The organism is Acidovorax sp. PRC11, from assembly GCF_031844105.1.
In the GTDB taxonomy this organism is placed as follows: Bacteria; Pseudomonadota; Gammaproteobacteria; order Burkholderiales; family Burkholderiaceae_C; genus Paracidovorax.
Window position 1 is genome coordinate 131,043 of the sequence record NZ_JAUZUQ010000009.1, and the last position, 19,788, is coordinate 150,830.

Annotated in this window: 13 protein-coding genes; 2 read left to right on the plus strand and 11 right to left on the minus strand. The window is 70.0% G+C overall.

The features are described from left to right. Window positions 1-363: 363 nt before the first annotated feature. The 6 genes from abc-f to dapC form a co-directional block, all read right to left on the minus strand. Window positions 364-2,421 carry a ribosomal protection-like ABC-F family protein gene (abc-f, locus tag Q9R47_RS12640; RefSeq protein ID WP_311233546.1) on the minus strand — a complete coding sequence of 686 codons (2,058 nt, stop codon included), beginning with the start codon at window positions 2,419-2,421 and terminating at the stop codon, window positions 364-366. A gap of 247 nt (window positions 2,422-2,668) precedes the next feature. Next, window positions 2,669-3,619: a 50S ribosomal protein L3 N(5)-glutamine methyltransferase gene (gene prmB, locus Q9R47_RS12645; protein ID WP_311233547.1), complete on the minus strand. Its 951-nt coding sequence runs from the start codon at window positions 3,617-3,619 to the stop codon at window positions 2,669-2,671. Then, window positions 3,616-4,791 carry a succinyl-diaminopimelate desuccinylase gene (dapE, locus tag Q9R47_RS12650; protein WP_311233548.1) on the minus strand — a complete coding sequence of 392 codons (1,176 nt, stop codon included), beginning with the start codon at window positions 4,789-4,791 and terminating at the stop codon, window positions 3,616-3,618. Before dapE ends, prmB begins: the two co-directional genes overlap by 4 nt. A gap of 96 nt (window positions 4,792-4,887) precedes the next feature. Next, window positions 4,888-6,051: a PilT/PilU family type 4a pilus ATPase gene (locus Q9R47_RS12655; protein WP_311233549.1), complete on the minus strand. Its 1,164-nt coding sequence runs from the start codon at window positions 6,049-6,051 to the stop codon at window positions 4,888-4,890. Window positions 6,052-6,142: 91 nt separating this feature from the next. Then, a complete protein-coding gene (dapD, locus tag Q9R47_RS12660) occupies window positions 6,143-6,967 on the minus strand; it encodes a 2,3,4,5-tetrahydropyridine-2,6-dicarboxylate N-succinyltransferase (protein WP_311233550.1) in 825 nt (274 codons plus the stop codon). A gap of 14 nt (window positions 6,968-6,981) precedes the next feature. Next, window positions 6,982-8,184, minus strand: a complete 1,203-nt coding sequence (gene dapC, locus Q9R47_RS12665) for a succinyldiaminopimelate transaminase (protein ID WP_311233551.1) — start codon at window positions 8,182-8,184, stop codon at window positions 6,982-6,984. Between the two features lie 138 nt (window positions 8,185-8,322). Between dapC and Q9R47_RS12670 the strand changes: the two genes are divergently transcribed. After that, window positions 8,323-9,837 (plus strand): methyl-accepting chemotaxis protein, encoded by a 1,515-nt coding sequence (locus Q9R47_RS12670; RefSeq protein WP_311233552.1) that lies wholly within the window; start codon window positions 8,323-8,325, stop codon window positions 9,835-9,837. Window positions 9,838-9,878: 41 nt separating this feature from the next. Here Q9R47_RS12670 and Q9R47_RS12675 read toward each other — a convergent pair whose 3' ends face one another. The 3 genes from Q9R47_RS12675 to Q9R47_RS12685 all read right to left on the minus strand — a co-directional run bounded on the left by Q9R47_RS12675 (window position 9,879) and on the right by Q9R47_RS12685 (window position 13,388). After that, the gene (locus tag Q9R47_RS12675) at window positions 9,879-10,580 is read right to left on the minus strand and encodes an RnfABCDGE type electron transport complex subunit B (RefSeq protein WP_311233553.1); all 702 of its coding nucleotides are present in this window, start codon (window positions 10,578-10,580) and stop codon (window positions 9,879-9,881) included. A gap of 17 nt (window positions 10,581-10,597) precedes the next feature. After that, the gene (locus Q9R47_RS12680; protein ID WP_311233554.1) at window positions 10,598-12,115 is read right to left on the minus strand and encodes a polyhydroxyalkanoate depolymerase; all 1,518 of its coding nucleotides are present in this window, start codon (window positions 12,113-12,115) and stop codon (window positions 10,598-10,600) included. Window positions 12,116-12,311: 196 nt separating this feature from the next. Then, window positions 12,312-13,388: a (p)ppGpp synthetase gene (locus tag Q9R47_RS12685; protein ID WP_311233555.1), complete on the minus strand. Its 1,077-nt coding sequence runs from the start codon at window positions 13,386-13,388 to the stop codon at window positions 12,312-12,314. Window positions 13,389-13,655: 267 nt separating this feature from the next. Here Q9R47_RS12685 and Q9R47_RS12690 point away from each other — a divergent pair, with 267 nt between their 5' ends. Beyond that, window positions 13,656-16,409 carry an EAL domain-containing protein gene (locus Q9R47_RS12690; RefSeq protein ID WP_311233556.1) on the plus strand — a complete coding sequence of 918 codons (2,754 nt, stop codon included), beginning with the start codon at window positions 13,656-13,658 and terminating at the stop codon, window positions 16,407-16,409. Window positions 16,410-16,430: 21 nt separating this feature from the next. On the opposite strand, the gene dusA is transcribed toward Q9R47_RS12690, so the two are convergent. Together dusA and Q9R47_RS12700 are read right to left on the minus strand one after the other, a co-directional pair. Then, window positions 16,431-17,471, minus strand: coding sequence for a tRNA dihydrouridine(20/20a) synthase DusA (gene dusA, locus Q9R47_RS12695; protein WP_404977138.1), 1,041 nt, complete (start codon window positions 17,469-17,471; stop codon window positions 16,431-16,433). 66 nt (window positions 17,472-17,537) lie between these two features. After that, a complete protein-coding gene (locus Q9R47_RS12700) occupies window positions 17,538-19,637 on the minus strand; it encodes a diguanylate cyclase domain-containing protein (RefSeq protein WP_311233557.1) in 2,100 nt (699 codons plus the stop codon). Between the last annotated feature and the right edge of the window lie 151 nt (window positions 19,638-19,788).

Consider the following 19,788-nt stretch of genomic DNA (forward strand, 5'->3'; position numbering starts at 1 on the left):
GACGTGGGCCCTGTGCTTTCGGGCAAAAGAAAACCCCGCCTCGGCGGGGTTTTTCAATGGGTAGAGGAATGTCGGGGGGAGCAATGAGCCTAACCCACCCGTGGACCGCTTCCGGCGCTTCAGAAACGGAAGGGGGCGCGCTTGCGGTCGCGTTCGTCTTCGGGCCAGGCAGACAGGATTGCAGAGGGGTTCATCGTTAGCTCCTTGATGGGTAGACAACGCGGAGGCCTGAAACCGCGTTGACAGCAGAACGAAAAAAAATGCAACCGGCCGAAGACGATTCTTTTGCTATCGAAACGGGAGCTGCACCGCCAGCGCCGCAAAGGATTAAAGCAACAAATTGCAGGATGGGGTTACAGCCTTTTACTTGTCCGCGGTCTGCTCCAGCGCTTCGATCTGTTCAGAAATCTCGAGCCAGCGCTCTTCCAGGCGGTCGGTCTCGTCGCCGCAGGCCTTGAGCCGCCGTCCCCCCTCCGCGATCTCGGCAGGAGGCAGTGGCTGGCTCAGGCGCTGTTCCAGCTCGGCCTTTTCGCCAGCCAGGATGGCGAGGCGCTGGGTGATCTTTTCCAGCTCGCGCTTGAGCGGCTTGGTTTTCTCCGCCAGTTGCTGGCGGGCCTGGGCATCCAGCTTGCGCTGTTCGCGGGAGTCGCGCACCGGAGCGGAAACCGCCGGCGGCGTGGCCGCTGGGACGGCCGGCGCGGAAGCCGGCGCGGGCGCTGCCGCCTTGGCTGCGGCAGGAGCCGCCTTGCCCTGGGCCGCCGAGGCGGGAGCTGCCGCTGCGATCCGCTCTTCCTCGCGCAGGCGCTTGGCTTCGTCCAGCAGGTAGCGCTGGTAGTCGTCCAGGTCGCCATCGAAGGGGCCGACCACGCCGCGCCCGACCAGCCAGAACTCGTCGCACACCGCCCGCAGCAGCGCCCGGTCATGGCTGACCAGCATCAGCGTGCCCTCGAATTCGTTGAGCGCCATGGCCAGGGCCTCGCGCGTGGCGAGGTCCAGGTGGTTGGTGGGCTCGTCCAGCAGCAGCAGGTTCGGGCGCTGCCACACCATCATCGCCAGCACCAGCCGGGCCTTCTCGCCGCCGCTCATGGTGCCCACGGCCTGCTTGACCATGTCGCCGGTGAAGTTGAAGGTGCCCAGGTAGCTGCGCAGGTCCTGCTCGCGCGAGGGCTGCTTGGCATCGGCGCCCATTTCCTTGGCCAGGCGGATCATGTGTTCCAGCGGCGTGTCCTGCGGGCGCAGCACGTCCAGTTCCTGCTGGGCGAAGTAGCCGATGCGCAGGCCCTTGCCTTCGATGATCTGGCCGGCCAGCGGCTTCATGTCGTGCGCCACCGTCTTCACGAAGGTGGACTTGCCCTGGCCGTTGGCGCCCAGGATGCCGATCCGCTGGCCCGCCATCACCGACTTGCTCACGCCCGTGAGGATGATCTTGGGTGGTACGGCCTCGTCCTCGGCGGTGTAGCCGAAGGAGGCGTTGTCGATCGACATCATCGGGTTCGGTATGTGGCCCGGCTCCTTGAATTCGAACGTGAATTCGGCCTCGGCCAGCAGCGGCGCCACCTTTTCCATGCGTTCCAGCGCCTTGACGCGGCTCTGCGCCTGCTTGGCCTTGCTGGCCTTGGCCTTGAAGCGGTCGATGAACTTCTGCAGGTGGGCGATCTTGTCCTGCTGTTTGGCGAAGGCGGCCTGCTGCTGCTCCATCTGCAGGGCGCGCATTTCCTCGAACTTGCTGTAGTTGGCGCCGTAGCGGTTCAGCTTGGCGTTCTCGATGTGCAGCGTGACCTGGGTCACGGCATCCAGGAACTCGCGGTCGTGGCTGATGACGATCATGGTGCCGGGGTAGCCCTTGAGCCACGACTCCAGCCAGACGAGCGCGTCCAGATCCAGGTGGTTGGTGGGTTCGTCGAGCAGCAGCAGGTCGCTCGGGCACATCAGTGCGCGGGCCAGCTGCAGGCGCATGCGCCAGCCGCCCGAGAAGCTGTCCACCGGACTGTCCAGTTCGCTGGACTTGAAGCCCAGGCCCAGGATCAGCGCCTGGGCGCGCGACGTGGCGTCGTAGTCGCCCGCGTCGGCCAGGTCGGTATAGGCATGGGCGATGGCCATGCCGTCGTCGGCGGCCTCGGCGGCGGCCAGCTGGGCGCGCAGCTCGGTGAGCCGCGTGTCGCCGGACAGCACGAATTCGGTGGCGGATTCCGAGGTCTCGGGCATGTTCTGCGCGACCTGGGCCATGCGCCACTGGGAGGGCATGGAGAAATCGCCGCCGTCCTCATGCAGCGTGCGGTTGAACAGCGCGAACAGCGTGGACTTGCCCGCGCCGTTGCGGCCGACCAGGCCGACCTTCTCGCCCGGGTTGATGGTGGCGGAGACGTTGTCGAGCAGGACCTTGGCACTGCGGCGCAGGGTGACGTTTCGGAGAGTGATCATGGAAAAAACCTTGCGGGGCATCCATCGATGCCGGGGTCGCCGGGCAGGGGCAGGCGACCGGATTCAGGAAAAGGGAGCGGGCGGCACGCCGGCCGGGAGCACGGGCCGGTGTGCCGCAGGGCGTCGGGGTCGGGAGGCCGAGAGGGCAGGGTGGGGATGGCTCAGGCGATGGCCAGCAGCCGGCACCACTCGTCGCGCGCCTGGGGCGCGCCGCGTGGCGGGCGCATGGCGGCGGCTGCGGGAGCGCTCATGGCGGCGTGCCGCTGTCCCGCGACTGGAGTCCGGACCCGAGCGCCTGGCGGGTGATCAGCAGCACCTGGTCGTCGCCCGCGCTGGTGTCCAGCCAGAAGACCGGCAGTTCCGGGAAGGCCGCCTCGAAATGCGCGCGCTCGTTGCCGATCTCCAGCACCAGCACGGCATGCTCGGACATGCGCGCGGGCGCGTCGGCCAGCAGGCGGCGGACGAAGTCCATGCCGTCCGTGCCGCCGGCCAGCGCCAGCTCGGGCTCGGCGCGGTATTCGGCCGGCAGCGCCGCCATGCTCTGCGCATTGACGTACGGCGGGTTGCACAGGATCAGATCCCACGGACCGGGCAGTTCCGCCAGGCCATCCGACAGCTGCAGTGCGATGCGGTCCCGCAGGCCGTGCCGGTCCACGTTGATGCGGGCCACCGCGAGCGCGTCGGGCGAGAGGTCGGCCCCGGTCACGCGCACGTCCGGATAGGCCATGGCCGCGAGCACCGCGAGGCTGCCGTTGCCGGTGCACAGGTCGAGCACGTCGCGGGTGTGCTCGCCGAGGAATCCGTCGATGCCGCCGTCCGCGATCAGTTCGGCGATGAAGCTGCGCGGCACGATGGCGCGCTCGTCCACGTAGAAGGGCACACCCTGCAGCCAGGCCTCGCGGGTGAGGTAGGCCGCGGGCTTGCGCGTGGCGGTGCGCTGCTCGATCAGCCCGGCCACGTCCGCCTGCTGCGCGGCCGTGACGACCGCGGCCTCGTCCAGCGCCGTGTCGAGCGGCAGGCCGAGGCGCCAGAGCACCAGCCACGCGGCTTCGTCGTGCGCATTGGTGGTGCCGTGGCCGAAGGCGACGCCGGCGGCTTCGAGCCGGGCGGCGGCGCTCGCCACCAGGGCGGGGACCGTGTCGCCGCGGACAGGCGCACTGGCTGCGGTGGATACGGCGGGCTGCTGCGGATGCGTCATGCGGCCACCTGTGCGTTCAGCCGCTCCAGCGTGCGGCGGTAGATGTTCTTGAGCGGCTCCACGTCGGCGACCACCACGTGCTCGTCGATCTTGTGGATGGTCGCGTTCGGCGGGCCCAGTTCGATGACCTGCGGGCAGACGCGCGCGATGAACCGCCCGTCGCTGGTGCCGCCGGTGGTGGAGAGTTCGGTGGCGATGCCGGTCTCGTCGGCGATGGCCTGCTGCACCGCCTCCACCAGTTCGCCGGGCGTGGTCAGGAAGGGCTGGCCGCCCAGCGTCCACGACAGGTCGTACTCGAGCCCGTGCCGGTCCAGCAGGTTGTGCACGCGGGTCTTCAGGCCTTCGGCCGTGGATTCGGTCGAGAAGCGGAAGTTGAAGTCCACCACCACCGTGCCGGGGATGACGTTGGTCGCGCCCGTGCCGCCGTGCATGTTGCTGATCTGCCAGCTCGTGGGGGGGAAGTAGTCGTTGCCGCTGTCCCATTCGGTGGCGGCCAGCTCCGCCAGGGCGGGCAGGGCCTGGTGGATCGGGTTGCGTGCCAGCTGGGGGTAGGCGATGTGGCCCTGGATGCCGCGCACGGTGAGCTTGCCGGAAAGCGTGCCGCGCCGGCCGTTCTTGATCATGTCGCCGGTGCGGCGCACGGAGGTGGGCTCGCCGACGATGCACCAGTCCAGCGTCTCGCCGCGTGCGGAGAGCTGCTCCACCACCACCTTGGTGCCGTCCACCGAGGGGCCTTCCTCGTCGCTGGTCAGCAGGAAGGCGAGGGCGATGGACGGATCGGGCGTGGCGGCCAGGAACTCCTCCACGGCCACGACGAAGGCGGCGATGGAGGTCTTCATGTCGCTCGCGCCCCGGCCGTAGAGCTTGCCGTCGCGGTGCGAGGGCGTGAACGGGTTGCTGCCCCACTGCTCCAGCGGGCCGGTGGGCACCACGTCGGTGTGGCCCGCGAAGACCAGCGTGCGGGCCGCAGCGCCGTTCGCCCCCGGCATGGCGGCAGGCCGGCGGGCCCACAGGTTGCTCACGCGGAACGATTCGGGCCCGCTGTCCATGCGTTCGCAGACGAAGCCCAGCGGGGCGAGGCGCTCGGCCAGGAGGTCGAGGCAGCCGGCGTCCTCGGGCGTGACGGAGGGGCGGGAGATGAGCTGTTCGGCCAGGATCAGGGTACGGGACATCGTGGGGCGGGCGGCGGGGTGGGCGGCCCGGGAAGGGAGAGGGTGGGGGTGGGTGCCGCGCAGCCCTTGCGGAGGGTGCGCGCCGCGGCAGGCAGGTCAGTGGGGCTTCACGTCCAGGACGATCTCGGTGAACGAGGGCTGGTCCTCGTCATCGTGCGCGCCGGCATCCTTGCGGTCGCGCGCCGCCTTGGCCGCCTGCGAGAAATCGTTCTGCAGGCGCCACATCAGGTTGGTGGGCGAATCGGCGTAGGCCAGGCCTTCCTTGCGGTCGATCCGGCCTTCGAGGACCAGGCGCGCGAGATCGTGCTCGAAGGTCTGCGAGCCCTCGGCCATGGATTTCTCCATGGCTTCGCGCACGCCCGAGAAGTTGCCCTGCTCGATCATCTCGGCCACCAGCTTGGTGTTGAGCAGCACCTCGGCGGCCGGCAGGCGCTCGCCCGTGGGCGACCGCACGAGCCGCTGCGAGACGATGGCCTTCAGGGCCGAGGCCAGATCGCCCAGCATGGTGGGGCGCACCTCGACGGGGTAGAAGCTCAGGATGCGGTTCAGCGCGTGGTAGCTGTTGTTGCCGTGCAGCGTGGCGAGGCACAGGTGGCCCGACTGCGCATAGGCGATGGCCGCGGACATGGTCTCGCGGTCGCGGATCTCGCCGATCAGGATCACGTCGGGCGCCTGGCGCAGCGCGTTCTTGAGCGCGGTCTGCAGCGACTGCGTGTCGGAGCCGATCTCGCGCTGGTTGACGATGGATTTCTTGTTCTTGAACTGGTACTCGACCGGGTCTTCCACCGTGAGGATGTGGCCGGTGACCTGCGCGTTGCGGCTGTCGATCATCGAGGCCAGCGTGGTGCTCTTGCCCGAGCCGGTGGCTCCGACGACCAGCAGCAGGCCGCGCTTCTCCAAGATCAGCTCGCCGAGGATCGGCGGCAGGTTGAGGCTGGAGAGCTCCGGGATGTGCTGCGCGATGAAGCGCACCACCACCGCGTAGCTGCCGCGCTGGCGCATGGCGCTCACGCGGAAGCGGCCCACGCCGGTGAGCGGCACGCCCATGTTGAGCTCGCCCGTCTCCTCCAGTTCCTCGATGCGCGCCGGCGGCACGATCTCGGCGAGCAGGTTCTTCGGCGCGTCGAACGGCAGCAGCTGGCTGTTGACCGGCAGGCATTCGCCGTTGATCTTGATGAGGACCGGGGCGTTCGCCGAGAGATAGACATCCGAGGCCCGCTTCTCGGCCATCAATCGGAGGATCCGTTCCATCGTGCTCATGGGGTGTCCCTTTGCGAAGGTGGTGGATGGATGGGGAGATGGGTGAGGCGCGGGGGCTCGGAAGGACTGCGGTGGGACGCGCGGCGGCGCGTCAGTCGCGCAGCAGGTCGTTCAGGCTGGTGGTGGAGCGGGTCTTGGCATCGACCTTTTTCACGATGATCGCGGCGTACATGCTGTACTTGCCGTCGCCCTTGGGCAGGCTGCCGCTCACCACCACCGAGCCGGCCGGCACGCGGCCGTAGCTCACGGTGTCGGTCGCGCGGTCGTAGATGGGGGTGCTCTGGCCGATGTAGACGCCCATGGAGATCACCGAGTTCTCCTCGACGATCACGCCTTCGACGATTTCGGAGCGTGCGCCGATGAAGCAGTTGTCCTCGATGATGGTCGGGTTGGCCTGCAGGGGTTCCAGCACGCCGCCGAGGCCCACGCCGCCCGAGAGGTGCACGTGCTTGCCCACCTGGGCGCAGGAGCCGACCGTGGCCCAGGTATCCACCATGGTGCCTTCATCGACGTAGGCGCCGATGTTCACGTAGCTGGGCATGAGGATCGCGCCCTTGGCGATGAAGCTGCCGCGGCGCGCGACGGCCGGCGGCACGACGCGCACGCCGATGGCGGCCATCTCTTCGGCCGAGCGGCCCGCGAACTTGGTCGGTACCTTGTCGTAGAAGCCGAGGTTGCCGGCTTCGATCAGTTCGTTGTCCTTCAGGCGGAACGACAGCAGCACGGCCTTCTTGATCCACTGGTACACGGTCCACTGGCCGACGCCTTCGCGGGTGGCCACGCGCAGCTTGCCGGCATCGAGTTCGGCGATCACGTGCTCGACGGCGTCCTGCACCTCGCGCGGAGCGGCGGAGGGCGAGAGGCTGGCGCGGTTCTCCCAGGCGGTGTCGATGATGTTCTGCAGTTGTTGGGTCATGGTCCGTTCGGGAGTCAGGGATGGGATTGGATGAATTGCACGATGCGGCGCGCGGCTTCGAGGCATTCCTCGACCTCGGCCACGAGGGCCATGCGCACGCGGCCGGCGCCGGGATTGCGGCCGCCGGACTCGCGCGCGAGGTAGCTGCCTGGCAGCACCGTCACATTGTATTGAGCGAGCAGCGCGCGTGCGAACGCGGCGTCGTCCATGCCGAGGCGTTCCGGCACGCCGGCCCAGAGGTAGAACCCGGCGTCGGGCAGGGCGACGTCCATCACCTGCGCGAGCAGCGGCGTCACCTGCTCGAACTTGCGGCGGTACAGGTCGCGGTTTTCCTCGACATGCGATTCGTCGCTCCAGGCGGCGATGCTGGCGCCCTGCACGGCCGGCCCCATCGCGCTGCCGTGGTAGGTGCGGTAGAGCAGGAAGGCCTTCATCAGCGCGGCGTCGCCCGCCACGAACCCGCTGCGCAGGCCCGGCACGTTGCTGCGCTTGGAGAGGCTGGTGAAGGCCACGAGGTTGCGGAAATCGGTACGGCCCAGCCGGGCGGCGGCCTCCAGCCCGCCGAGCGGCGGCTCATCGCGGAAGTAGATCTCGCTGTAGCACTCGTCCGAGGCGATCACGAAGCCGTGGCGGTCGCTGAGCGCGAAGAGCTTTTCCCATTCCGCGAGCGGCATCACCGCGCCCGTGGGGTTGCCGGGGGAGCACACGAAGAGCAACTGCGTCGCCTGCCAGACTTCTTCCGGCACGCCGTCCCAGTCCACCGCGAAATTGCGCGCCGGGTCGCTGGGGGCGTAATAGGGGCGGGCGCCGGAGAGCAGGGCCGCGCCCTCGTAGATCTGGTAGAACGGATTGGGGCAGACCACCGTGGCGCCGCCCTGCGTGGGGTCGATGACGGTCTGGGCGAACGCGAACAGCGCCTCGCGCGAGCCGTTCACCGGCAGCACCTGCGTGGCCCCGTCGATGGCGATGCCGTAGCGCCGCTGCAGCCATTGCGCGCAGGCCTCGCGCAGGCGCGGGTCGCCGGCGGTGGCCGGGTAGCTGGCCAGGCCGCCGAGGTGGTCCATGAAGGCCTGCTGGATGAAGGCGGGGGTGGGATGGCGCGGCTCGCCCATGCCCAGGCTGATGGGCGGGAGGCCGGCAGGAGGCTGCACCCCCGCGAAGAGCTGCCGCAGGCGCTCGAACGGATAGGGCTGCAGATGGGAGAGCAGGGGATTCATGGGGCGCCATTATCGGGGCAGCATGGCGCCGGCCCCGGCGGACTCGGCGTAATCCCGCCTTGTCAAACCGCCGTAAGTACTGGTCAATACGATCCGGGCGTTTACAAATAGCAACACTGGAACACGGAGGAGATGAGGATGGCTGTTTCCCTGCTCTTGCGCCCGGCCGTCAGGCTGCTGCGCGGATTGCGCATTCCGGCCAAGACCGCCGTGTGCACGGCCGCTGCATGGCTGGCCCTCGGTGCCACGCTCTGGGCCTGCGCAAGCCACGGGCCGGCTGTGGGCGGTTGCGTGGCGCTGGCCTGCGGGCTGCTGCTGGCCTATCTCGGTGCGGCGCTGGCGGCCGGGCTCTCCACCGACCTGCGGAACCTGGCGGATGCGATGGAGGCCGCGGCCCGCGGAGACCTGTCCCGGAACGCCGCGGCGGCCGGCCGCGACGAGCCGGCACTGCTCGCGGCGGCGCTGGAGCGCATGGTGGTGACCCTCTCGTCCATGGTGGCCGACATCCGGAGCAATGCGGCGCTGGTCGCGCACGCGGGCCACAGCCTGGCGGCCGACAACCGGGCGCTGGCCGAGCGCACGGAGCAGCAGGCCGCGAGCCTGGAGCAGACGGCGGCGAGCGTGGAGCAACTGGTGGCCGCCGTGCAGCAGAACGCACAGACCGCCAGCGCCGCGGACCGGCGCGCCGCGGATCTGCGCTCGGCGGCCGACGCGGGCACGCTCGCCATGGACCGGGCCGCGGAGTCGGTGCAGGCGATCCAGCAGGGTGCGCGGCGCATGGCAGAAATCACCGGCGTGATCGATTCCATCGCGTTCCAGACGAACATCCTCGCGCTCAACGCCGCGGTGGAGGCGGCGCGTGCGGGCGAGCAGGGGCGCGGCTTCGCCGTCGTGGCGGCGGAAGTGCGCACGCTGGCCCAGCGCTCGGGCCAGGCCGCGCGCGAGATCCGCGACCTGATCGGCGATTCGGTGCGGCAGGTGGAATCGAGCGCCGGGCTGATGCGCACGGCGGGCGAGGGCATCGCGGGCATGGCCGACGGCATCCGCAGCGTCGCGGCCCACGTGAGCGAGATCTCGGGCTCCGGCGCGCAGCAGAGCGCGGGGCTGGGGGAGATCAGCGCAGCCGTGCAGCAGATCGACGGCGTGACCCAGCACAACGCGCGCATGGTGGGGCAGGCCGTGCAGCAGGCCGAGGCGCTCGGGCAGCGCGCCGACACGCTGGCACGCGCGGTGCAGGCGTTCCGGCTGCAGCAGGGCACGGCGGACGAAGCCATGGCGCTGGTGGAGCGGGCCGCGGCACGGCGCGGCACGGCCGGCTCGCGGGAAGCGTTCCTGCAGACCGTCACCGATCCGGCGCAGCCCTTCCACGACCGTGACATGTACGTGTTCGTGCTGCATCCGGACGGCCGCTACCTGGCCTTCGGCGGCAATCCCGCCAAGGTGGGGACGCGGGTGCAGGACATCCCCGGCATCGATGGGGATCGCCTGGTCGCGGACATCGCCGCGCAGGCTGCGCGCGGGCCGGGCTGGGTGGAATACGACATCACGAACCCGGCCACCGGCAGGGTGCAGACCAAGATGTCCTTCGTGCAGGCCCTGGACGGTCTCTACCTGGGGTGCGGCGTGTACAAGTCGCTCGCGGCACGGCCGTGAGCCGGCGGACACGCACCGGCCTGCCCGCGCCGCGCGGGCAGTCAGCGGGGCGCGTCGGTTCCGGCGCGGCGCTCGCGCGCGCGTGCCAGCGCGGCGGCGATCGCGTCCCGGCGGGCCGCGGCCGCGGCGTCCGCGTTTCCCGGGGCGTCCCGCGTGCCGTCGGCAGCCCCTGCCTCGCTGCAGGAGGCGCGTTGCGGGCTGGCCGGCAACTGGGGTGATACCCGCTCGTCCGGGCCGGCATCGGCCGTCGCCCTGCGCCGCCGGTGGTCCGCATAGCGGAGGCGTGCGTGATCGGCCTGGTCCGCGGACCAGGCCGCCCACCCGGTCGCCGTGCCGCTCGCGTTCTCCAGCACGATGCAGTCCACCGGGCAGACCGGGATGCAGAGTTCGCAGCCCGTGCAGTGGCCCGCGATGACCGTGTGCATGTGCTTGTGGGTGCCGAGGATCGCGTCGGTCGGGCACGCCTGGATGCACAGCGTGCAGCCGATGCACCAGTTCTCGTCGATCACGGCGATGGTGCGCGGTGCCTCCGCCCCGCAGGCCGGGTCGAGCGGCAGCGCGGGGCGCCCGGTCAGTGCGGCCAGGCGCGCCACGCCCTCGGCGCCCCCGGGAGGGCAGCGGTTGATCGGTGCGCCTTCGTGCGCCACCGCCTGCGCGTAGGCGGCGCAGTCGGGATACCCGCAGCGCGTGCACTGCGTCTGGGGCAGGGCCGCGTCGATGCGCGCGGCCAACCCCTGCCGCACGGCGTGGTCTCCGGGGATCAAGCCTTGCGCGCGCCGCGCCGGTTGCGCTCGGCCAGCGCCGCGGCGGCGATCGGCAGCTCGGCGGGCATTTCGACGGCGGCCGGGTTCGCGGGCTTCACCGATGCGGCGGCAGTGGCGGAAGCCACCGGGGCCACGGGCGGCGCGGAAACGGGATCGGCCACGGCAGCGGCAGCCGGTGCGGCTGCGCCGTTGCGGCGGCGCGGTGCGTCTTCGCTGGGCACCTGGGCGCTGTCGACGGTGGTGGCCGGCTGCGGATCGTGGGCCAGGATGAAGTCGCGCACCTGCGGATACACGGTCTCGCGCCAGCGGCGGCCGCTGAAGATGCCGTAGTGGCCCGCGCCCTGCACCTCGAAATGGCGCCGGTCCTGCGCGGGGATCGAGGTGCACAGGCCGTGCGCGGCCTCGGTCTGGCCGGAGCCCGAGATGTCGTCGAGCTCGCCCTCGATGGTGAGCAGTGCCGTGCTGCGGATGTCCTGCGGGCGCACGCGCTCGGGCTGGCCTTCGGGCGAACGCACGTCCCAGGTGCCATGCACGAGGTTGTAGTCCTGGAACACGGTCTTGATGGTTTCGAGGTAGTAGTCGGCGTCCATGTCGAGGACGGCGTTGTACTCGTCGTAGAACTTGCGGTGCGCCTCGGCGCTCGCGTCGTCGCCCTTGATCAGGTCCTTGAAGTAGTCGTAGTGGCTCTTGGCGTGCCGGTCGGGGTTCATCGCGACGAAGCCCGTGTGCTGCAGGAAGCCCGGGTACACGCGCCGGCCGGCGCCGGGGAAGCTGTCCGGCACCGGGTAGATGACGTTGTTCTCGAACCACTCGAAGCTGCGCTGCGTGGCGAGGTTGTTCACCGCCGTGGGGGATTTGCGCGCGTCGATCGGGCCGCCCATCATCGTCATCGACAGCGGCGTCTTCTCGCCGCGGCTGGCCATGAGCGACACGGCCGCCAGCACCGGCACGGTGGGCTGGCACACGCTCATCACGTGGCAGTTGCCGTAGCGGCCCTGCAGCAGGCGGATGAACTCCTGCACGTAGTTGACGTAGTCGTCGAGATGGAACTCGCCCTCGGACAGCGGCACGAGGCGGGCGTTCTTCCAGTCGGTGATGTAGACCTTGTGGCCCTGCAGCATCGTGCGCACCGTGTCGCGCAGCAGCGTGGCGTAGTGGCCGGACAGCGGCGCCACGACCAGCACGGCCGGCTGGCGCTTGATGGTCTCGAGCGTGGAGGGCGTATCGCAGAAGCGCTTGAAGCGGCGCAGTTCGCAGAAGGGCTTGTCCATCTCCACGCGCTCGTGGATGACGACTTCGCTGCCGTCCACCTCCACGGTGGAAATGCCGAACACAGGCTTCTCGTAATCCTTGCCCAGGCGGTAGAGCAGGTCGTAGCCGGCGGACATCCGCTGCGCATAGGTCGTATGGCTGAACGGCGAGACCGGATTGCTGTAGATCTTGGAAACCGTCTGGGCCAGTTCCGCAAACGGCTCCATCAAGGAACGCTGGGTTTCGTAGAGGTTGTACAGCATGGGGGATTCGCCGAAAAATGTTGCAGTGCAATATAGCAGCAGTTCGCGCCAGGCGTATGGCGTGGAACTACGGATGGGGAGTCGCCAAGGCGACAGCCGGAGGCGGACGACTGAAGTGCCCCGTGCGCTGCGTTTTCAGGAGCAGTAAGCGGAAGTAACCATGTCGGCAATGCGTCTTTTGCGCCGGCCGTGGCGGTCAGCCGTGGTCGCGCAGCCAGGCTTCGAAGGCTTCGCGGGAGCTGTTGCGCAGGGCCCTGCGGAACATCACGCGATCCCCCAGGTAGAGGCAGTGGCGGATCACCGTGTAGGCGTTGAAGCCCGTCTGCGGATTGGTTTCCTCGAAATGCTGTTTGTAGCGCTTCACGGTGCCGAGCGTGGCCCGCAGCAGGGTGTTGAACTGCGACCGGGTGATGCCCGGCGCCCACCCGCGGATGTCGGCCACGAACAGGTCCACCTTGCGGGGATCGAAGTCGGAATCCTTGAAGAAGTGGTTGGCGATCTTCAGGAAGGTGAAGGCGTTGAGCTCGCTCCCGGCGGGCACGGGGCGCTCCCGGGCGGCTTCGCTGGCCGGGTCGGTGTCGGCCGTATCGGGCGCGTCGGTCTCGTCGGGGGCCTGCAGCAGCCCGGCCTCGGTCTCGTCGCGGATCTGCCGGAACTCGCGGTCGGCCAGCTCGAACAGCGCCGAGAGCACGTTGATGCGGCGCTTGAGCTGACCGGGAATCGCCTTCTTGTACTTGATCTTGTGGTCCAGCACGCTCCAGGAGTCCTGGATGATGGTGCGCACCTGCAGCTCGAACGGCTGCGCGGCATAGGCCGCATGCTCGGGGAGCCCGGCCTGCGCGGTATTCAGCCGCAGGTCCAGGTGCAGGCCCTTGTATCCGAAGGAGCCCTCGGTGCTTTCCATCGCCGACACCTTGTCGGTCACGTCGATCACGTCGAAATGGGAGCGCACCGCGTGGGCCGCCTTTTCCAGCTCGTCCTCGTAGAGGCAGACCACGCGCACGCCGATCAGATCGGTGATGTAGTGGCGAATTTCGTAGGGCGTGTTCGCTTCTTCGAGGGCGGCACGGTATTTACGGGAGAACTTCGCGATACATTCCTGACGGTCCTTCACACGGCCTTCCACCTTGGTGATGTCCAGGTGCGGAGTGCGCGAGAGGATGGACTGCAGCAGGGCGATGTACGAGGCGCAGGCATATTGCAGGGCGGGCAGCTCCTGCTCGTAGAAGGCTTCGAAGGCTTTCTCTTCCCTGGAAAAATCGAGCGACGGCATGAAAAAGGCAAAAGTACCGAAAAGAGGACGATGCGCCGCCGCGGCCGGCTCGCCGGATCACGCGCGCGGGGCGATGGTAGTCCAACCCGGTGAAGGCACGGTATCCCGCCCGGTAGGACTGGGCCGCGATCCGATCGCCGCACCCGGGCTGCACGTTGCGCGCGGGCGACCGAAGGACTTGCCACGGCGCCGCGGTCGTGCCACGCTGCGCCGCCCATGAGCCCCTCACCTCCCTCCCGCCGTCCGGGCTCGCCACCTCGCACCTCCGTGCCGTTCTGGCACGTGCGCATCGTTTTCGCGCCGGTCCTGTCCGCGGCGCTGCTGGGCGTGACCTATCTCTACTGGCACCATGCGGAGAAGGTCCAGGAGACCCGCCGCCAGCAGAACTTCGAGGCGGCGGCAGAGCGGCTGGTGTCCGGTCTGCGGGGCCGCATGGGCAGCTACGAGATGGTGCTGCGGGGGCTCAAGGGCTACGTGGACAGCTCCGAGATCATCGAGCCGGGAGAATTCTCCACCTATGTGACGGCGCTGCAGTTGGACAAGACCCGTCCCGGCCTGCAGGCGCTGTGCCTGCTCGAACTGGTCCCGCACGAGAACCTGCGGCTGCATGTGCAGGCGATGCGCGCCCAGGGCCTGGACCGGTACGAGGTGCGCTCGCGCGGCGACCGGGGCGCCTATGCGCTGGTCACCCGCGTGGAGCCGCGCACGCGGGGCAACCTGAGCGCGCTCGGCTTCGACACGGGCAGCCTGCCGGCCGCGCGCGAGGCGATGGACCGGGCGCGCGATACCGGAGCGATGGCGCTCTCGGGACTGTGGAGTGTGGCCCAGGACGAAGACCCCGGGGTGATGATGTTCCTGCCCGTCTACCGCGGCGGCGGCACGCCCGCCACGCTGGAAGGGCGCCGCGAGGCCATCCACGGCTGGGTCGCGGCGCCGTTCCGCGTGGCGGTGGTGGCGAGCGCGCTGATGCGTGAACTCGATCCGGCCTTGTCCCTGCGCATCCAGGACGGCCCCGCGCCCGGCGCGGGAGAGGCGGCGGAGCTGTACGACTCGCGCGAGGGCGACGCGCCCGCGCCTGCCGGCCGCGCCGAGCCGCTGCGTGCAGTGCGCGTGCTCGACGTGGGCGGCCGGCCCTGGACGCTGACCATGGAGCCGCTGCCGGTCTTCGACCAGCGGCTCGGTCGCGACAACCACGTCCTGATCGCCTGCCTCGGGGCCCTCTTCAGCATCCTGGCGGGCTGGTTCATCGCGCTGCAGGCGACCGGCCACCAGCGGGCGCTGGCCCTGGCGCGCTCCATGACCAGCGAGTTGCGCACCGTGCGCGACAACCTGGAGGGCATCCTGCAGGCCGTGCCCGACGTGCTGTTCGAACTCGACCTGGCGGGGCGCATCCACTACCACCGCTCGGCGCTCGCGGACCTCTCCTCCGAGCCCAGCCGGGCGTTCGAGGGTCGGCTGCTGGCGGAGGTGCTGCCCGCGCCGGTGGCGTCCGAATTCCTGCAGGCGCTGCGCGAGGCCGAGGCCCAGGGCGTCTCGCTGGGCAGGCAGTTCCATCAGGACACGCCCGCCGGCCCACGGTGGTTCGAGCTGTCCGTCGCCCGCCGGCCCTCCGATCCGGCCGGCGGGCCGGGCGCCACCGCGGCCCCGCCGCACTACGTGGCGCTTGCGCGGGACATCACCAGCCGGCGCGAAACCGAGGCCGCCATGCACCAGCTGGCCTACTACGACGCGCTGACCGGCCTGCCGAACCGGCGGCTGCTGTTCGACCAGCTGCAGGCGGCGCTGGACCACGCGCGGCGGGACGGCCGCACCGGCGCGCTGTTCTTCATCGACCTGGACAACTTCAAGCAGCTCAACGATGCGCGGGGCCACGCGGCGGGCGACCGCCTGCTGGTGCAGGTGGCGCGGCGGCTGGAGCGGCTGCTGCAGGGCTTCGGCAGCGTGGTGCGCATCGGCGGGGACGAGTTCGTCGTGCTGATACCGCGCATCGCCAACGGCATCCAGGCCGGCGTGGATGCGGCGGGCGCGATGGCGGCGCGGCTGCGCGAGGGCATGGAGACGCCCTACGATCTGGGCAGCAACATCCACTATTCCGTCACCGCCAGCACCGGCGTGACGCTGTTCCCCAAGGGCGGGGAGTCGGTGGACGACCTGCTGCGCGAGGCCGATACGGCGATGTACCGCGCCAAATCCTCCGGCGCCAACCGCGTATGCTTCTTCGAGGCCGACATGCAGGCAGCGGCCCAGGAGCGGCTGGCCCTGGAGCAGGACCTCGCGCAGGCCATCGCCGAAGACGCGCTCGACATCCACATCCATTCGCAGGTGGACCGGGACGGCAGCATCTGCGGGGGCGAGTTGCTGCTGCGCTGGCAGCATCCTGCGCACGGCAGCGTGTCGCCGGCGCGCTTCGTGGCGATCGCGGAGGATTCCGGGCTGATCGTGCGGCTCGGCGCCCGGGTGATCCGCCGCGCCTGCGATGCGCTGGCACGGCTGCACGCCGCGGGGCTGGACAGGACCATCTCGGTGAACGTGAGCGCCCGGCAGTTCCGGCAGGACGACTTCGTCGGCTGCGTGCGCGACGCGCTCGCCTACAGCGGGGCCCCGGCCTCCCGGCTGATCCTGGAGGTGACGGAGACCCTGCTGGTCGAGAACTGGCAGGACACGGCGCGCCGCATGGCCGAACTGGTACGGTTCGGCGTGCGCTTCTCGATCGACGACTTCGGCACCGGCTATTCCAGCCTGGCCTACCTGAAGCGCCTGCCGCTCTACGAACTCAAGATCGACCGGAGCTTCGTGCAGGATGCGCCGGACCATCCCAACGACGCCGCGATCGTGCGCGCCATCCTGTCGATGGCCCAGCACCTGCGGCTGCGCGTGGTGGCCGAAGGGGTCGAAACCGCCGCGCAGGCGGAATTCCTCGCGCAGCATGGCTGCGATGCCATGCAGGGCTACCTGTATGCGCAGCCCGTGCCGCTGCAGGAATGGATCGCGGCGCAGACCGGAGGGGCGGAAGTGGCCTGACGGCCGCGGGAGGGGCGAGGGTCAGCTCGCAGCGGCCGGCGCGGGCTCGGGCGCATCCTGCACCACCGCCGCAGGCTCCCGCAGCGGCGTGCGCGCGATGGCCAGCACCTCGTGCGCGGGCAGATGCTTCAGGCGATGGTCGCTCCAGACCTGCCGCCAGCGCCGCGCGCCGGGCAGCCCGTTGCGCAGGCCCAGCATGTGCCGCGCGATCGCAGACCACGGCGTGCCGTGCAGCGCGGCCTCGCGTGCCATGTAGTCGACCATGGCGTCTTCGATGCCCTCGCGCGTGAGCCCGGCATCGGGCTCGCCGAAGTAGAGCGCGTCCCAGCGGGCGAGCCACCAGGGGTTGTGGTAGGCCTCGCGGCCGATCATCGCGCCGTCGAGGCCGCCGTCCAGGGCTTGCCGCACGGCCGCATCCGTGGCCAGGCCGCCGTTGATCGTGATGACGAGCTGCGGGAACTCCGCCTTGAGCCGGTGCACGACGTCGTAGCGCAGCGGCGGGATCTCGCGGTTCTCCTTGGGCGAGAGGCCTTCCAGCCAGGCGTTGCGCGCATGGACGGCGAAGACGCGGCAGCCGGCCTCGGCGACGGTGCCCACGAAATCCCGCACGAAGCCGTATTCCTCGCTGCGGCCGATGCCGATGCGGTGCTTCACGGTGACCGGCACGGCCACCGCGTCCACCATCGCCTTCACGCAGTCGGCCACCAATGGCGGCTCGTTCATCAGGCAGGCCCCGAACGCGCCGCGCTGCACCCGCTCGCTCGGGCAGCCGCAGTTCAGGTTGATCTCTCCATAGCCCCAACGCTCGCCGAGCCGCGCCGCGTGCGCGAGATCGGCCGGCTCGCTGCCGCCCAGCTGCAGCGCCACCGGATGCTCCTCCACATTGAAGCGCAGGTGCCGCTCCACGTCGCCGTGCACCAGCGCGCCCGTGGTCACCATCTCGGTGTAGAGCAGGGCGTGGCGGCTCATCAGACGGTGGAAATAGCGGCAGTGGCGGTCGGTCCAGTCCATCATGGGGGCGACGGACAGGCGCCATGCGTGGGGAGCGGCGGAAGGAGACACGGGAACGGGGGACAAAGGGTGGCGGATGCGCCGGAGGACGGCATGGCCGCCGGCAGATTCCGTGGATTATCCCATCGCGCGGAAACGCCGGCAGTGGTTCTTGCCCTCCTGCTTCGCCTCGTACATCGCATGGTCCGCCTGGCGCAGCAGCAGGTCCGGGTCGCCGCCGTCGAGCGGATAGAAGCTGAGGCCCATGCTGGCCGAGACGAACCCCTGGCCCTTGGGAAGAGGCACGGGCTGGCGCACGGCCTGCAGGATGCGTTCGATGAGCGGCCCGCAGTCCTCCGGGGTCTGGAGGCCGTTGATGAGCACCACCATCTCGTCGCCGCCCAGGCGGGCGAGGGTGTCTTCCGCGCGCAGCTGGCTCTGGATGCGGCGGCCCACCTCGATGAGAAGCTGGTCGCCGGCCGCGTGTCCGTGCTGGTCGTTCACGCGCTTGAAGCCGTCCAGGTCGAGATAGCACACGGCCAGCAACTGCCGCCGCCGCTGCGCCTGGGCGATGCCCTGCACCAGCCGGTCGGCCAGCAGGCGCCGGTTGGGCAGATTGGTGAGGCTGTCGTAGAGCGCGATGTGCTGCAGCTCCCGCTCGTGCGCCTTGATCTGGCTGATGTCGCTGATCACCACGATGTAGTGGTGCGGATGCCCCTCCTTGCCGAGCACGCTGGCGATGGAGATGCGCTGGGGCATGGCGATGCCCAGGCCGCGCCCCAGCACCTCGCCCTGCCAGTACCCCTGCGACTGCACGGAGCGCCAGATCGCCGGAAAGCGCGGCCGGCCGCCCTGCGTCTCGGTGCCGGTGTCGTCGTCCGGCTCGGCCGGCGCGGGGTAGAGGTCTTCGACCGGCGTGCCGAGCACGTCGTCGCGGCACAGCCCGGTCATGCGCTCGAAGGCGGGGTTGGCGTCCACCACATGGTGGTCGGAATCCAGGATCAGCACCGCCTCGTAGCTGTGCTCGAACACGCTGGCGGCGATGCCCAGGCGCATCTCGGCCTCCTTGATGCCGCGCAGATCGGTCAGGAAGCCCACGAACAGCGGGCCGTCCGGCGTGTCCGCACGGCCGATGGCCAGGCGCAGGGGCACGGCGCTGCCGTCGCGGTGCAGGCCGGCCACCTCGCGGCCCGTGCCGATGATGCGGGCCTCGCCGGTGGCCAGGTAGCGCTGCAGGTAGCCGTCGTGCGCCGGGGCGTGCGGCGCAGGCATCAGCATGCGGACGTTGCGGCCGAGCACCTCGGCGGCCGGGTAGCCGAAGATGCGCTCGGCCGATGGGTTGAAGCTCTGCACGATGCCGCGCGCGTCGATGGTGACGATGCCGTCCACGGCCGTGTCCACCAGCGTGCGCAGCCGGGATTCCTCGCGCCCCACCTTGCGGTAGAGGTCGCGGTACAGGATGAAGCCGTTCACCGCGCCGGCGAACAGGCCCACGCAGGCGGTCACCAGCGTCACGGTGAGCGCGAGCATCTGCACCCACTGGCGGCCGTCGCCACCGCCCGGTTCGGCCTGGCCGACGAAGCGCGCGGCCGCCATGGCGGTGTAGTGCATGCCGGAGATGGCGGTGCCCATGATCGCGCCGCCGAGCAGGTTCGCCTGCCAGGGGGAGAGTCCGATGCGCCGCTGGAGCATGAAGCGCACCCACAGCGCCGCGTTCGCCAGGCCCACGGCCACCGCGAGCGAAGCGGTGAACCAGAGCGGGTCGTAGCGCAGCAGCGGGGCCATGCGCATGGCCGCCATCCCCATGTAGTGCATGGTGCCGATGCCGGCCCCGACCAGCACGCCGCCCAGTAGCAGGTGCCGGCGCTCGACGTGCGGATGCGCCAGCAGCGACAGCGCGAGCCAGGACGCGGCCATGGCCGGCAGCATCGAAAGCAGGGTGACGGTGATGTCGTAGCCCACGGTGGTGCACAGCGTGAACGACAGCATGCCGATGAAATGCATCGACCAGATGCCGGCGCCGAGCGCCACGCCGGCGCTGGTGAGCGCGAGCCGGCGCGACAGCACCGTCTGGGCGTCGCGGGCCTGCCCCGAGAGGTGCAGCGCGAGGGTGGATGTGAGGATGGCGACCGCGACGGAGAGTGCGACCAGTGCGGGATCATGCCTGCCCGTGAGCAGTGCGTCGGCCGGCAATCCGCCGCCACCGTCCAGCAGGAAAAAACGTTCCAGCTCCAGCATGCCCGATCTTCCTCCCGGTGTGGGCGGCTGCGCATCTCCCTGGAGCGTGGCCGGGGCCACTCGCGCACCGCCGATGGCCGTCCCGTCGGCCCGACGTGTTCTTGGGTATCGTGTGGTGCCAATGATGGGGCGTGCCGCCCGGGCCGGCAAG